This window comes from Pseudomonas lundensis (assembly GCF_001042985.1).
GTDB classification, from domain to species: domain Bacteria; phylum Pseudomonadota; class Gammaproteobacteria; order Pseudomonadales; family Pseudomonadaceae; genus Aquipseudomonas; species Aquipseudomonas lundensis.
In genome coordinates this window covers 32312-45216 of record NZ_JYKY01000008.1, presented here as the reverse complement: position 1 = coordinate 45216, position 12905 = coordinate 32312, and the positions used below count along the sequence as shown (strand labels likewise).

The window sequence follows — 12905 nt, the reverse complement described above, 5'->3', positions numbered from 1 at the left end:
GCGTTCACACCCGGCCAACATTGAGCTGGCTGGCGACTTTTTGCACCCTTATATTGGCTCGCGCACTGTGCGTGAGGACGACTTATAAGAGGGGCAAAGGCGTGATGAGCAATTCCAGCAACACAGGAGGCGTGTTGCGGGTCGGTGTCTTTTTTGATGGAACGGCCAATAACCAGTACAACAGCGAATCGGGGCAGGCGCGTCTGGCGCAAGGCTTGATGATAGACGCCGCCAGCAGTTACGGCAGTGTGCCCACCAATATCGCCCTTCTTCATCAGCACTACCCCGTGCAGCCCGCCTTTGAGGCGGATGGGCACAGGGTCACGTCGCTCTATATCAGCGGAATCGGAACCACGACCGGTCAGGCCGATTCGCGCTTTCCGGCGCAGACGTACGGCCGCGGCAGTACCGGGGTGGTGGGCAAGGCGCAAGAGGCCCACGCGCGTTTGCTGCACTGCCTGCTGGAGGCCGTGAAGGCTTTACCGTCCCGTGCGCTGCAGCGCCTGGAGCTGGATATTTTCGGTTTCAGTCGCGGTGCGGCGGCTGCGCGGCATTTTGCCAATGAAGTGCAGGCCACCCGGTTCGACACCCGGTTGGCGCTGGCGCCGGGGTTTAACTGCGAAATCAATTTTATCGGGCTGTTTGACACGGTCGCGGCGATGGGCGGCTTGGTGGATTTGGGCGATATCAGCGATGACGTGAATCCGGGTCTTAATCTGTATCTGGGCCCGGACAGTGCGCGTCAGGTGGTGCAAATGAGCGCGCGGGATGAGCTGCGGCGCAACTTTGCCCTCACTCGAATTGCGCCGCAGTGGCCGATGGACGTCGCCGTTCCGGGCGCGCATGCAGATGTGGGCGGCGGCTATGCGCCGTACATGCTGGAGCAAGTGTTTCTCACGCGCTGGGAGACAAACCTGGTCAGCCCGGGGACTGCCCCCATGCTGACCCGCGCGTGGAAGACCACGGAGGCACAGTTGCCGTTTTGGCAGGCCAAAGACTTGCTGGACGAGCGTGACCCGGCGGCATTGCTGGAAATCCGCACGGCATCGCATCAGCAAGGCACGCGCCGAGATCCGCTGCAGCGCGTGCAGGCAGCCATTTACATGCAGCGGCGTGTGGATGGGCATTTGTCACGGGTGTATTTACGGGTCATGCACGCTCTGGCCATTGAGCACGGTGTGCCTTTTATGGCCCTTTCAGACAGGCCCGAGATTCGTTTGCCGGAAGAGTTGCTGCCCATTGCGGACAAAATTCAAGAGCAATGGTCCAGCGGGCGTATTGCGCTGACAAGCGAGGAAGAACGGCTACTGCGACAGCGTTACATTCATCAGTCCGCGAACTGGAATGCCGCGATTGGTGAGGGGCTTGGTGCGCTGGATAAAGCGTTTTTCAACCTCCCGCAGGAGGGCGCTCGGCTGGTTTACGATCAACGCCTCCCGTCCTTGGCCTGACAACAGGCGGTATTGTTACCGTTCATGCAATTGAGCTATGCGTGGCATAGCTTTTTCCTGCGTCCTTTTGTCACTAAGATGGCCCACATCGTTAGGAGACTAACTAACTAGGTGGAGTGGCCATCATGCGTAATCAAGTTGATATCGCCGTAATGATTGGAAGCGGTGTTCCCAAGGGCATGCGCGAAGCGGGACAAAAGGCCTGCTGGGTGGTGCTGGTCAATGGAGAACAGCGCGGGACCGCGTTTTCAACGCGCGCAGAAGCGCAAGAGTGCCAGAGCGCCTGGTTGGCGCAGTTGAGCGCCAACCCCGTGGCAATGCGCCTTCAGGCGTGAGGCGATTCGTGCAGGCGGACATTCAGTTCGTCTACCACGAGTGCCCAAGGGCCGTCTTCAAGCAGCTTTTCTTTCAGAAAACTCGCTTGCGCCGGGGACCAGAAGGGGGCCTCAACCAGCTTCACGTCTTCAGCCAGAAAATGGTCTGCAATGAATTGCTCCATGGCGGTTTCATCTGAATCCAGGCCAAGTTGGTTGAAGAGGTTTTCCAGCGTGACAGGTGTCTCGTCCATGTTCATCTCCAGAAGCGTCTAAGTGAGTACAGGGTATCTGAGGCCGTAGAACCCTCAGAGTTCGACTCAATGTGCGTGTAGCACTGTAGACCATGGTGTCAAATGGAGAGGTTAACGCTGCCGATCAAGGTTTTTTCGGCCTCGAAAAGTGAACTGAGGGCGACAGAGACCGCACTGTTGAGCGAGACCACCTGGCTTTTCGCCTTCATGATGGCGGCCGTGCGAGCTTCATCATTGCGATAGCGCCCGGCTTTGACGGCGGCCATCCGAGCATTGGCCTGGCGCAGGTGCTGCTGAAGCTGTTCAAGGCGTTTTTTCAGCAGCTTGATGCGTTTTTGCAAGGTTTCTACCGGCGTGTCGCCAGCGGCTTGCGCGGCATCGGTGTCTGCCCGCAACACGAGCTCAAACCGCCCGGGTTTCGCGGCAGGTGTCACGGCGTCGTTCAGGGGCGCTGCCCGAGGGGCCGCAAGGTGAGTGGCGATAGTGACGTTAATCATCAGTGATGCCCTTGACAGAGACTCACCCGGCTATCGGCCTGGCGCCGCGTTTCTTGAGCGAAAGGCCAGGATTCAGGCGTTCAGGGCACCCGCATCCACGGCTTCTTTCAGGGCTTTGGCGGCTTCTTTGCCAGCGACTTCAGCCACATCGGCGGTTTTGAACCAACGGTCTTTCTCGACCTGATGATAGGTGATGGTTTTGAGAGGGGGTTTGGCACGCATGACAATCACTGCCTGAAACTCGCCATCGACTTCTCTGGCTTCACCGCGGATAAAAAATTCGCCAATATCAAATTCCGTCACGTGTCACTTTCCCTTGGAGGTAATGGAGCCGGGTCAACCCGGCGGCATGGGCCGGGTCGATTGTTGCGCGAGTATGGCAGTTGTTGGCGGGCAGTGGCGCAGTTAAGTCATCCAACTGACGAAAGCGCTGCCGTCACAGAGGGGCGGGCGGGCTGAAATCGGGCTGTATTTTCTCTAACTGGCTTGCCAGCGCACAGGCTTCGTAATGCGAGCACCGAAAGCCCCTGATCTGGCCTGTGTGGGCTTCTCGTACATGAAAAAAGCCGTGGCTGATCGGTATCACTTGATAGTGGCGGGATTGTGTATACCCAAAGTCGGTGTTGAGCCGGTAGAATGGCGCCCCGTCAACGGGATCAGCCACGTTCTGGAGCCCATTGGCGGATGACGGATGAAAATCTGATCTGTCCATGGAACGACTTCCTTTGATTGAATGGTTCTAGCAAAAAGTTGTTCGGATCGAGGCTGGGCACGCACGTAAACTCCAGCCGTTGGCGTTTGTCTATTTGTAAGGTTTTTTTTAAAAACGCTGCGTCAGACATTACGTCTTTAAAAGCAGGTTTCCCCCCTAAGTGCACTAGTCCGTTTCATCGTTCGAGTGCGTACCGACGCTGCATAAGCGCCGATACCGCTGGTTCGTGGTGTCAGGGCGGGAATCCATCACGTTGATTGCTTGCAGTCACTTCTGAGCCACGGCTTCAGAAGGTTTTGTCGAACGCAGATTTCACAACCGGCAAGTCAAGGCTTGCTATGGGCTGCCTGTTTTTGTTTTGGCAGTCTTACTTCATTTTTCGAGGGTTTTTCGTTGGCAGTCAGCAATCTGGAGATGCACGCGTTATTTGTGTTGGGTGACCTGCGAGCGCGTCTGGTCAAATTGTTTCAATCCCGTTTTGTGTATGTCACCGAGCAGACGGCTGAAGACACCTACATGGCCGAAATCGATACCGACGCGGCATTGGTCGTCGATGACAAGCCTGGCTTGAAGTTAAAGGTGGGGGATCATTTCAGTGCGGCGGTACTTGCCAGCCGTGAAGGCGGGAAGTTCGAACTCAAGTTCCGCGAGATCAAAATGACGATTTATGGCATTGGCGACTATGCCTATGTCACCACGCCGCAAGGCGAAGGAATTGTGTTCAAGGAAGGTCAGCGGGTGATGCTGGTGTTCGCCGCCCATGAACAACTGGCCACCGGCCTGAGCAAAACCCTGAAGGCGGTCACTGCCAAAGCGGCCAAGTGGCGCAAAGGTGAGTTGACCTTCAAGGCCAGTAAAGAGTGACAGGCTCACGCGGCGAGTTTCATCGCCAGCATCAGGAACAGGCGACCGCCAAGGCGATCGAGCTGTTGGCCTGCCAGCCCCAGATGGGCAAGGGGTGGCTTACGTGGGTCGCCGGGCAGTTGTACACGTTGCGCCCGGCAGCCTACGCAAGCATGGTGCGTCGTGAACTGGCCCGGCTGCAGGACGCGGCCTGACGATCAGGTTCAGCGCCGCTCCCTGGGCATCCCGAGGGCGCGCTCGGCAATGATATTGCGCTGAATCTCGTTGCTGCCGCCGTAGATCGTGTCGGCGCGGGTGAACAAAAACAACGATTGCAGGCGTGTCAGTTCATAAGGCGCGCCCGCCAGCAGCTCGGCCTGTGGCCCCAGCACGTCCATGGCCAGCTTGCCCAGTTCGAGGTGCCAGGTGGACCACGCCAGTTTGTAGATCGTCGCCTCGGGCCGCAGGCTCCCGTCCTGTGGGCCGGACAACATGCGCAACGAGTTGTAGCGCAACACGCGCAAGCCGCTCCAGGCGTGCGCAATGCGCTGGCGCAGCACCGGGTCTTGCGCCGCGCCATTGGCTTTGGCAATGCGCACCACCTCGTCCAGTTCATTCTGAAACTGCATCTGCTGGCCCAGGGTGGAGACGCCACGTTCGAACCCCAGCAGCGCCATGGCGATTTTCCAGCCTTCGCCGGGCTGACCGATCAGGTTGCTTGCACAGGTGCGCGCCTGGTCGAAAAACACTTCATTGAACTCACTGGTGCCGGTCAATTGCTTGATGGGCTGCACCGTGATCCCGGACTGGGCCATGGGCACCAACAAAAAGGACAGCCCGTGATGGCCCTTGCTCGCGGGTTCGGTTCGCGCCAGCACAAAACACCAGTCGGCTTCATGGGCCAGTGAGGTCCAGACCTTTTGCCCGCTGATCAACCATTCATTGCGTTGCGTGTCGAAGCTGGCGCGGGTGGTGATGTTGGCCAGATCGGAACCCGCACCGGGTTCGGAATACCCCTGACACCAAAACTGTTGACCGGCCAGAATCGGCGGTAAAAACCGCTGTTGTTGGTGCGCCGTGCCGAAGGCCGCCAACGTCGGGCCCACCAGGCCTTCGCCGATATGCCCCATGCGTCCCGGGCCACCAGCGCGTGCGTACTCTTCGTAAAAAATCACCTGCTGATTGATGCTCAACCCCTGGCCGCCGTGTTCGGTGGCCCAGCCGGCGCCTATCCAGCTGCCTTTGGCCAGCTCTTGTTCCCAGCGTTTACGTAACAGCGGGGCAAAATCTTCATCGCCCGGCCCGCCGCGAAAACGCAGGGTGCTGAATTCACCGCTCAGGTGCTGTTGCATCCACTGCGCCACGTGTTGACGAAACTGTTCGTCTTTCGCGCTGAAGCCAATATTCATGCCTGCTCCCCGAAGATCTGTCTGGCCAATTGCTCGCGATGAAACGCGGGCGCGCCCCACAGTTGTTCACTGGCGCGCGCACGCTTGAAGTACAAATGCGGGTCGTACTCCCAGGTAAACCCCACACCGCCATGCAATTGAATCGACTCGCTGGCGCACTGGAAGAAACCTTCGCTGGCGTGGATTTTGGCCGTGGCGGCGGCTTCAGCCAGTTGCCCGCGCACCTGGGGATCTGCATCAATGTTCAGACAGGCATCGGCGATACACGCGGCGTAGTAACTGGCCGAACGTGCGCATTCCACCGCGAGCATCAGGTCCGCGCAGCGGTGTTTGATGGCCTGGAAGCTGGCAATGCTACGCCCGAATTGCTGGCGCCCGCTGATGTAGGCCAGGGTCATGTCCAGCGACTGTTGGGCGCCGCCCGTTTGTTCGGCCGCCAGCCCCACGCACGCAAATTGAAGGGTTTGACACAGCAAGGCCCAGCCCTGGCCCGGCTCACTGAGTAATTGGTCATCGCTGAGTACGACGTTATCCAGGGTGATGTTCGCCAGACGCCGGGTTTGATCCAGTGTGGGCAATGCTTGCCTGATCAGGCCCGGCGTGTCGGCAGGCAGGGCAAACAGGCGTATCCCGGCTTCCCCGACGCTGCCCGGCGTGCGTGCCGCAATAATCAACAGATCGCAGTCGGCGCCGTCGATCACATTCAGGTATTGGCCACAGAGTTGGTAGCCATCTTTATGAGGGGTGGCATAGACCACGATGCTGCTGTCATCCCAGCGCTGCGTATTGGTGTAGCTCAGGCTGGCAGTGACCTCGCCGGCTGCGATCAACGGCAGCCAACGGGATTTGAGCGCTTCGTTTCGGCTCAGCAGCAAAGCCGGCAGAGCGAGGCAGCACGTGGCGTAGAACGCTGAGGGCAGCAGGCAGCGGCCCAATTGTTCCTGCAGCAGACAGACTTCGGCAAAGCCCAGCCCCAATCCGCCGTACCTTTCAGGAATCGCCAGTGCGGGCCAATACAGTTCGCGGGCGATGCGCGCCCAGGTCTGCGGGTCGTGCCCGCGCTCACTGGCCATGGCGCTGCGCACGGCTGCGGAGCTGGCGACTTGCGCCAGAAAGCGCTCGGCAGATTGTTGGATCATCCGCTGCTCATCTGTCAGGGCAAGCTGCATACCGGCTCCTCATCCTAATGCTTGAGATCAAGGCGCTAGCATGAAGTGGCCTCAGAACAGCGAACACCCTGACCCGGACTAGTCCGTTTGAAGCCTGTAACCCAATGCCATCAAGGGGCTGCGGTATCGAAGATCAATTGCACACTGCCGTAATAGTCCCCTGGCTCAAACCCCTCGGCGGGGGGCAGGGCGTCGATGCGTACCGGTACCCGTATGCCGTTATAGGCGTCGGCGGCAGACACCACGACGCTGTCGAATAACGTCAACACCTGCTCGTTGAACGTGACCCGAAGAGCAAAGGTGGTGTTGCCATTCGACAAGACGGGTTCATACCCCAGTCGGGCGGTCATGGCGCCCGCGGAACTGATCATATCGAACTGCGTACGCAGGGGCTCAAGGGTTGAACTGACCAAGTTCCAGCGCATTGGTTGTTCGCGCAGAACAAACTCGGGGTCCGCGGGGATGGCATAAAACTCGAAGGTCGGGATGGTTACGCTGACATCAAACTGGTGTTCTTCGCGGGCCGCATAAGTCACGGATGTACACAAGGACAGGGCTGTCGCGGTGAGCAGCACTGCCCGCAAGCGCGTCTGGAACATCAGGCTTTGACCTCGATAACTTTCTGCGCCCGGCCTTCCACCAGCGTGAACCGGTAATGACGTCCTGGCTGCTTGTCGAACCGCAGCGTCCGCCCCGGCAAGACGTGGGTTTTGGTAGTGGGCTTGCAGTGCAGCCTGTCGCTGGACGCGCAGTCCTTGAACTCGTCGACCACGACTACGCTGTTGCCTTGATTACGCAGCTGGTAATGGTTCGGTGTGTTTTCAATCTGCGTATCAAAGCGGGTCTCTTTGGGCCTGACAAAGAACACCGTGCCGTAGCCGGCCAATACATTCACGCCTGCCGACAAGGTTTTTTTATAGTCACGGGCCTCTTCGGATGACAGCGCAAACTCGTCTTCTTTTTCGGGCACCACGGGGATGAAACGCACGCGGAAGTAGCGCTCCTGCTCACGATCACCCATGAATAACAGCCGCGCACCTTGAGTACCGTTGGGCGGCACGATCAGGCGCGCGGGGCTGGACATCAAACCGTCGCGCACGCGTTTGTCTGTTTGGGTTTTGACCTCCACTTCCTCGGAGGAACCGTCGGCCTTGTAGAGGATTTCCTTGATCGACACCCTGACAAAAGCGGTGCTGTCGCCGCCGTTGAAGACGCGCTTCAAATACGTACTTTTATCCCCGTCCAGATAGTCATACACCATCCCGACATTGATAGTTGGCCCGGCCATACAGTTCAAGGAGATGAGCCACGCGCCCATAATTCCCGTCATTGTTTTCATCATGTTCTTATTCTCAAAAAAGTGTGCGGTTTGGGTGTTTAAACTTCGGAATCCCAGATGACGGTGACACTGCCGTTATACGTGCCCTCCTGGAATAACATCTCGGCGACGTATTGTTTGTCTATTTCGAAGTGCAAGGTTCCCGGTTTTCGATCCACGTATTGCGTGGGTTCAAATAGCTCGGTTCCGGCACCACTCAACAACAACGGCTGGTGATTAACCGACGCGCCATTGGCATGTCGCAATCCGTTGGGCAATGACACCGATACATTGATAGGTACTTCATGCTGACGGCTGTTACTCAAGCCGCAGGTATCGCCAATAATACGCTCGCAGGCCAATTGCATTTTGAAGCGTGAACTTGTATGGATCAGGAACGTTTGATCGCGTAACAGTTTTTCCGGGCGTCGCCCCAAACTCCAGAGTTGCCAACCCCCTTTGGGTTCAAGGACGATATTATTACCGCCCGGTGGTATTTCAATTTTAAGATTGTGGTCAACGGTTAATGTGAACTGGATGATCAAGGTGGGGTCGTTGGGCAGGAAGTTGTCACCCATGTCGATGTCCTGATGAGGGCCCAGCGTGTACGTACTCGTGCCGGTGTATTGACCCGCTGACATTTTTAACGGGTTTGGGGTATTGATTTCATACGAGATTTCAATGTAGTTGAGGCGTGACTTGGGAATGTCGAATTTCGCTTGTTTTGCACACTCGCCACTGACCGCAAACCCCCAGAAAAAATCAAACGATATGTCGTTAAAGGTCCAGCCAGGGCTTAACGCCTTACACGGGGCGGGCGCTACGGATAGTTTTGTTCCGAATAACAAGGCATGAGCCTCTGAGGTTGAAACCCCACCGCCAACCAGCCCCACAACGGGATCGGTCACCAATGAAGCGATGCGTATTTTGACTGTTTCCTGGTGGCCTGTAGCGCTGTTGGTTACGTTTACGTCACGCCATTGTGCAGGTGCTTTTAACATGACGCCTTGTCGTGGGTTCTCATGATTCGCGGTGATGGGGCCCGTGGCATAAATGGTGGGTACCGCTCTCAGGCTGAAAAAGTTGTTCTGCCTGCAATACCAGGAGTGATAGCGGCAGAACCCGGTATTCGGCGTCGTGTTTTCAAACACATTGTGATTGGGTTTAGACGGATCGGGTTTAAAAACAGCGGTGATATTAAGCGTGGCGGCTGCCACAGGGAGCGCACTCATGACTAACATCACGCCGAGTAGTCGAACGGATAAAAGCAGGTTCACGGGGTGTTCCTCATGGCATTAACATTAAACGGATGCATTACCCGGCACGCTTTATCGGCAGCGCGGTATTGGCCAATGTCTCGGGTGTGCAGACCAGATCACCCATCATCATGACGCTGTTCTCCAGCGGGGGGTTGGTCATGTCCACACGGAATTTGCATAACAATTGTTCACCACGACGTACTTCCAGAGTCGGCGCCTTGGCGTTCAATTCCATTGAAAAGAACCCGTCCACTTCACTGACACCCCGGCTGGCGTGATTGAAGATGTGATGACCCTTGAGCGGATTGCCCGCTTGATCGATCAGGCGGCCCAGTACTGTGACGGTTTGCATGACCTGCAGGGTTTGATAGTCCACGCCCCCTTTATTCAAGTGATAACGCTTGCGCGCGGGTTCAATGGTGGCCGCGGGAGCGTGGTTGCCTTCAAAATCGAAACTTAATGAACTGCTTTTATAAGCGGTGATGGGGACGAAGTTACGTCCGGGACGCAACGTTGTACTGCCGCCACTGAGGTCGTCAGCGCGTAACAGAATGTCTTCCACATCGCTCACCACGTCGACAATCATCCCTGAGCCTTGTCCCTGATGCTGGCTGGTCATGACCGCTTTGCCTTCGCCGACCGCGAAGGTGCTCTCCAGGTTAAGGCCGCCCGTCAAGTTGCCGTTATAGGACGAGCGTTGCACAAACCCGTCCCCGTTCAGCGTCTCGGTCTGCACGCTGGCACGACCGGCAAGGCCCAGCCCATAGGTGTCAGTGGAAACGGTGGCCGAGACACTTTGCAACGCGTGACCGGTCAAGTCCTTGCTGTAGGTGAGCGATGCATTGTTGTCGCGTCCGCCGTCACGGTCGGTGCGGCTGCCCACGCTGGCGGACCAACGCTCGCCCGGCGCGCCGAGTGCCAGGCTGAAGGTCAAGTCAAAGCCACGATTGCGGGCTGCACCGGAGCTGATGCTGGCGGGACGGTCAAATACCGAAAGTCGCCAGTTGCCGTCGCTGCCAAACCAGTGGGTGACCTGCGTCCAGCCCAGATCCAGCCCTATGCCGTCGGTATAACCCTGGCTATGGGACAACCGGGCATTCACGCTGCTTTTCGGGGTAAGGCGGTGGTTCAGGGCAAGGGATGAGTTGCTGGTCTGGCCAATGAACACCGAGCGCTGCCGAATGCGTGTGCCGTCGGGCAAGGTTTCATAGGTTTGGCGGGTGTCCAGCCAACTGCGGGTGTGGATGAACACCAGACTCCCGCTGCCGTAGTTGTAGAGACCGTTCAGGTCAATGCCGGTGCCATAGTTTTCGGTCTCATAGACATTGGCGTACAGGTTGGCGTTGTTGGAGATGGACCAATCCACCGAGGTGCCCAGTTGCAGGTCCTGTTTGACCTGACGGCCGGACACGCCCACTACCACCCGGGGATGCAGCAAATAATTGAGCGAGGCCCCGGCGGTCATCTCGCCGCTGGCTTGCTCCTCCCAATTACTCAGCAGTTTGCTTTCGCGCCCGGCGAAGACGTTGTACCGCCAGCGCTGGTCAGGGTTGCGCCAGTTATTGGGTTTGTAGATGAGTTCCGGGGTGGTGCTGGTGATTTGCCCATCCTCGATCAGCCGCACCTGCACTTCATAGATACCGCCCGGGAGTGGGCGGGTGTCGAGGCTTTGCAAGCCGGCGTTGACCATCTGGGTGTTGATCAGCAGGCCATTGCGGTAGATCTCCACGGTGGCCTGACGATTGGCCGTGACGTACACGGGATAAATACTGGGTTTGGGCTGTGTGATTGCCAGGCTGTCGGAGCTGCCGTACATCACCCCCAGTGCGGTGTCGGGGTTGGCGCCAAAAGTGCGGATCTGCCGGGTCAAACCCTCGGCGGTCGGGGTGAAATAGCCCAAGCGTAAAAAACTGCCTTCCAGCTCGCGTTGCGTAAACGCTTCATAAACAGCGTGGTAGAGCGTGCTGTCGTCAGGCCCGCCTTGGCGCGAGAGTTGCAGGTTCAAGCCCTGGGTCCAATTGCCCAGGCTGCTGCTGGCTTGCAGCGCGAAACGCCCGCCGAGGTCTTCTTCCTGGCCACCACTGAGGTTGAGCTGGTTACGCATGATCAGCCCCCGGCTACCCTGCGCGGGGAGTTCGTAGTACTGGCTGATCTGGTTTTCGCGTTCCGCGTTTTCAGTCAGCAGGGAGAGCCGTGAGTTCTCCAGGTCGTAATGCACGGCCAGTAATTGCTCCGGGCACTCGCCCGTGCAAGTGCCCAATGGCACACCTTGTTTGAGGTAAGTGGCCCAGGTGTCAAGCTCGTCGAGCGACAGTTGACTGCCTTCGTGGTCGGTGAATTCAAGCAGGGTCAGTCGATCATCGCGGGTCAGGACGATCATCGCTTCACCCACCCGTTGTTGATCGCGCTCCACCTGAACAGCCAGTGGGACATCAAACAGGTGTTCTTCGAAATCGGCAGGCAAGCCCTTGGCCTGGGCCAGCAGGCTACGTGGCGTGGTGCCGGATGCCGCGGTAGCAGCAAACGCGCAGCTGCCGAAAATCAAGGCAAGCGCTGCCGCGATGGGAGTCATCGGTAACATTCACGAGTTTCTCTGATTGCAGGCCGTTTAAGCGCCCCGCAGCGCCCGGAGAGGCTCCGGGCGCCAAGCATGATTGAAGGGTTCATGCCAGCAGGGCGACGGGTTATGGCGTGACGACGCGGGGTACGTTGTCGAAAATCACGGTGTACGACGCCGTGTAGTCGCCGACGTGTTCCTCATCGAGCGCGGTGGGGGTGATGACCAGATCAGCCCGGGTCCCTGGTGTCGAGGCCGCATCGCTTACCACTTCTTGAGGTGTAGCCGTCAGTGTCACGCCATTGAAGCTGGTCGCTAGCGCGATGTTCTGGGTTGGGTTGCCGTTAAACAGGCTGGCTGGGCCTCCTTCGATGTAGGCGTGAATGGAACCGTCGGTGTTTTTGACATTGAACGGCTGTTTCAAGCTGCTCAGGGTGCTGTTGACCGGGTTGTAGTGCAGGGTTTCATCCTTACCAAACTCAGGGTCGTGGGGCAGGACGTAGAAGGTTTTGGTCGGGATGGTCGCTTTGATATTGATCAGGCTGCTGGCTTCACCGGCTGCATGGGCAACCGTTGAACCCATTGTTAAGGCGAACAGTGAAGCAGCAACAATTTTATTCAACATGTTTGATGTCCAGTGTGAGTAAGAAAAGTGCAATAAGTCACCAGATGTTTAAACACGTCTCGGCCATTCAATAAAGCCGGGAAGTGCATAAAGCAGGGTGGGTGTTCCGAAATGATTCGGAGGGTGGTGAACTTTTAGAGCGGCCAAAGTATTAACTAAGTTATTTAAGTTTCCTATGTGGTTTTGAGTAGTACTTGTCTTTTCATATTGTGGCTTAAGTGCTATTTGATCTGTACGAATTTTCTTTTAGTGATGATGGATGTGTATTTTTATCGTATAAAGCTCATATTTTTCAGTTGGATGGCGTTTAGATATCAATTTGATATCATTGATAATGGCCGTCAGGGTGGCGTGCAACGTCAGGCGCGCGGTTTTAACCGATTTTTTTGCGTTATGTCGTAAGGGTAAATAAGTGTAATAGTTTAGGTGGTTAACTAAGCTATATCGCAGGCGGTCAAGTAAGTTATGTCTTTCTATTGCGGGATTAGAGTGGCTTG

15 protein-coding genes are annotated in these 12905 nt (G+C 57.1%); 5 read left to right on the top strand and 10 right to left on the bottom strand.

Going from position 1 to position 12905, the window contains the following annotated elements:
- The first annotated feature begins 104 nt into the window (after nucleotides 1-104).
- Together TU74_RS08805 and TU74_RS08800 are read left to right on the top strand one after the other, a co-directional pair.
- Entirely contained in the window at nucleotides 105-1451 is a 1347-nt protein-coding gene (locus tag TU74_RS08805) for a phospholipase effector Tle1 domain-containing protein (RefSeq protein WP_048376078.1), read from the top strand.
- A 125-nt stretch (nucleotides 1452-1576) separates the two neighbouring features.
- The gene (locus TU74_RS08800) at nucleotides 1577-1786 is read left to right on the top strand and encodes a hypothetical protein (protein ID WP_047274830.1); all 210 of its coding nucleotides are present in this window, start codon (nucleotides 1577-1579) and stop codon (nucleotides 1784-1786) included.
- On the opposite strand, the gene TU74_RS08795 is transcribed toward TU74_RS08800, so the two are convergent.
- From TU74_RS08795 to TU74_RS08785, 3 genes are all read right to left on the bottom strand, one after another.
- On the bottom strand, nucleotides 1777-2019 hold the full coding sequence (locus tag TU74_RS08795) for a DUF2789 domain-containing protein (RefSeq protein ID WP_047291374.1): 243 nt from the start codon (nucleotides 2017-2019) through the stop codon (nucleotides 1777-1779). The two genes, TU74_RS08800 and TU74_RS08795, sit on opposite strands and share 10 nt — an antisense overlap.
- A 98-nt stretch (nucleotides 2020-2117) precedes the next feature.
- Nucleotides 2118-2516 carry a hypothetical protein gene (locus TU74_RS08790; protein WP_048376076.1) on the bottom strand — a complete coding sequence of 133 codons (399 nt, stop codon included), beginning with the start codon at nucleotides 2514-2516 and terminating at the stop codon, nucleotides 2118-2120.
- 72 nt (nucleotides 2517-2588) lie between these two features.
- Nucleotides 2589-2819 carry a hypothetical protein gene (locus tag TU74_RS08785; protein WP_047274826.1) on the bottom strand — a complete coding sequence of 77 codons (231 nt, stop codon included), beginning with the start codon at nucleotides 2817-2819 and terminating at the stop codon, nucleotides 2589-2591.
- A gap of 205 nt (nucleotides 2820-3024) precedes the next feature.
- On the opposite strand from TU74_RS08785, the gene TU74_RS24130 reads away from it, so the two are divergent.
- The 3 genes from TU74_RS24130 (at nucleotide 3025) to TU74_RS08770 (ending at nucleotide 4286) form a co-directional block, all read left to right on the top strand.
- Nucleotides 3025-3204, top strand: a complete 180-nt coding sequence (locus tag TU74_RS24130; RefSeq protein WP_139048366.1) for a hypothetical protein — start codon at nucleotides 3025-3027, stop codon at nucleotides 3202-3204.
- A 417-nt stretch (nucleotides 3205-3621) separates the two neighbouring features.
- A complete protein-coding gene (locus TU74_RS08775) occupies nucleotides 3622-4092 on the top strand; it encodes a hypothetical protein (protein WP_047291377.1) in 471 nt (156 codons plus the stop codon).
- The gene (locus tag TU74_RS08770) at nucleotides 4089-4286 is read left to right on the top strand and encodes a hypothetical protein (protein WP_047291379.1); all 198 of its coding nucleotides are present in this window, start codon (nucleotides 4089-4091) and stop codon (nucleotides 4284-4286) included. The genes TU74_RS08775 and TU74_RS08770 overlap by 4 nt, the downstream gene beginning before the upstream one ends.
- 9 nt (nucleotides 4287-4295) lie before the next feature.
- Here TU74_RS08770 and TU74_RS08765 read toward each other — a convergent pair whose 3' ends face one another.
- From TU74_RS08765 to TU74_RS08735, 7 genes are all read right to left on the bottom strand, one after another.
- The gene (locus TU74_RS08765) at nucleotides 4296-5480 is read right to left on the bottom strand and encodes an acyl-CoA dehydrogenase family protein (protein WP_047291381.1); all 1185 of its coding nucleotides are present in this window, start codon (nucleotides 5478-5480) and stop codon (nucleotides 4296-4298) included.
- Nucleotides 5477-6649 carry an acyl-CoA dehydrogenase family protein gene (locus TU74_RS08760; RefSeq protein WP_048376074.1) on the bottom strand — a complete coding sequence of 391 codons (1173 nt, stop codon included), beginning with the start codon at nucleotides 6647-6649 and terminating at the stop codon, nucleotides 5477-5479. The genes TU74_RS08765 and TU74_RS08760 overlap by 4 nt, the downstream gene beginning before the upstream one ends.
- 110 nt (nucleotides 6650-6759) lie before the next feature.
- On the bottom strand, nucleotides 6760-7248 hold the full coding sequence (locus tag TU74_RS08755; RefSeq protein ID WP_047277152.1) for a hypothetical protein: 489 nt from the start codon (nucleotides 7246-7248) through the stop codon (nucleotides 6760-6762).
- A complete protein-coding gene (locus TU74_RS08750; RefSeq protein WP_047291560.1) occupies nucleotides 7248-7988 on the bottom strand; it encodes a pilus assembly protein in 741 nt (246 codons plus the stop codon). Before TU74_RS08750 ends, TU74_RS08755 begins: the two co-directional genes overlap by 1 nt.
- Nucleotides 7989-8026: 38 nt before the next feature.
- Nucleotides 8027-9244 carry a hypothetical protein gene (locus TU74_RS08745; RefSeq protein WP_241485552.1) on the bottom strand — a complete coding sequence of 406 codons (1218 nt, stop codon included), beginning with the start codon at nucleotides 9242-9244 and terminating at the stop codon, nucleotides 8027-8029.
- A gap of 37 nt (nucleotides 9245-9281) precedes the next feature.
- Nucleotides 9282-11807, bottom strand: a complete 2526-nt coding sequence (locus TU74_RS08740; RefSeq protein WP_048376072.1) for a TcfC E-set like domain-containing protein — start codon at nucleotides 11805-11807, stop codon at nucleotides 9282-9284.
- A 103-nt stretch (nucleotides 11808-11910) separates the two neighbouring features.
- Nucleotides 11911-12408, bottom strand: a complete 498-nt coding sequence (locus tag TU74_RS08735; RefSeq protein ID WP_048376070.1) for a CS1 type fimbrial major subunit — start codon at nucleotides 12406-12408, stop codon at nucleotides 11911-11913.
- Nucleotides 12409-12905 lie beyond the last annotated feature (497 nt).

Bases quoted from the DNA above. Each gene is read 5' to 3' on its own strand.
- TU74_RS08805 (WP_048376078.1), top strand. From the start codon at position 105: ATGAGCAATTCCAGCAACACAGGAGGCGTGTTGCGGGTCGGTGTCTTT.
- TU74_RS08800 (WP_047274830.1), top strand. From the start codon at position 1,577: ATGCGTAATCAAGTTGATATCGCCGTAATGATTGGAAGCGGTGTTCCC.
- TU74_RS08795 (WP_047291374.1), bottom strand. From the start codon at position 2,019: ATGGACGAGACACCTGTCACGCTGGAAAACCTCTTCAACCAACTTGGC.
- TU74_RS08790 (WP_048376076.1), bottom strand. From the start codon at position 2,516: ATGATTAACGTCACTATCGCCACTCACCTTGCGGCCCCTCGGGCAGCG.
- TU74_RS24130 (WP_139048366.1), top strand. From the start codon at position 3,025: ATGCGAGCACCGAAAGCCCCTGATCTGGCCTGTGTGGGCTTCTCGTAC.
- TU74_RS08765 (WP_047291381.1), bottom strand. From the start codon at position 5,480: ATGAATATTGGCTTCAGCGCGAAAGACGAACAGTTTCGTCAACACGTG.
- TU74_RS08760 (WP_048376074.1), bottom strand. From the start codon at position 6,649: ATGCAGCTTGCCCTGACAGATGAGCAGCGGATGATCCAACAATCTGCC.
- TU74_RS08755 (WP_047277152.1), bottom strand. From the start codon at position 7,248: ATGTTCCAGACGCGCTTGCGGGCAGTGCTGCTCACCGCGACAGCCCTG.
- TU74_RS08750 (WP_047291560.1), bottom strand. From the start codon at position 7,988: ATGAAAACAATGACGGGAATTATGGGCGCGTGGCTCATCTCCTTGAAC.
- TU74_RS08740 (WP_048376072.1), bottom strand. From the start codon at position 11,807: ATGTTACCGATGACTCCCATCGCGGCAGCGCTTGCCTTGATTTTCGGC.
- TU74_RS08735 (WP_048376070.1), bottom strand. From the start codon at position 12,408: ATGTTGAATAAAATTGTTGCTGCTTCACTGTTCGCCTTAACAATGGGT.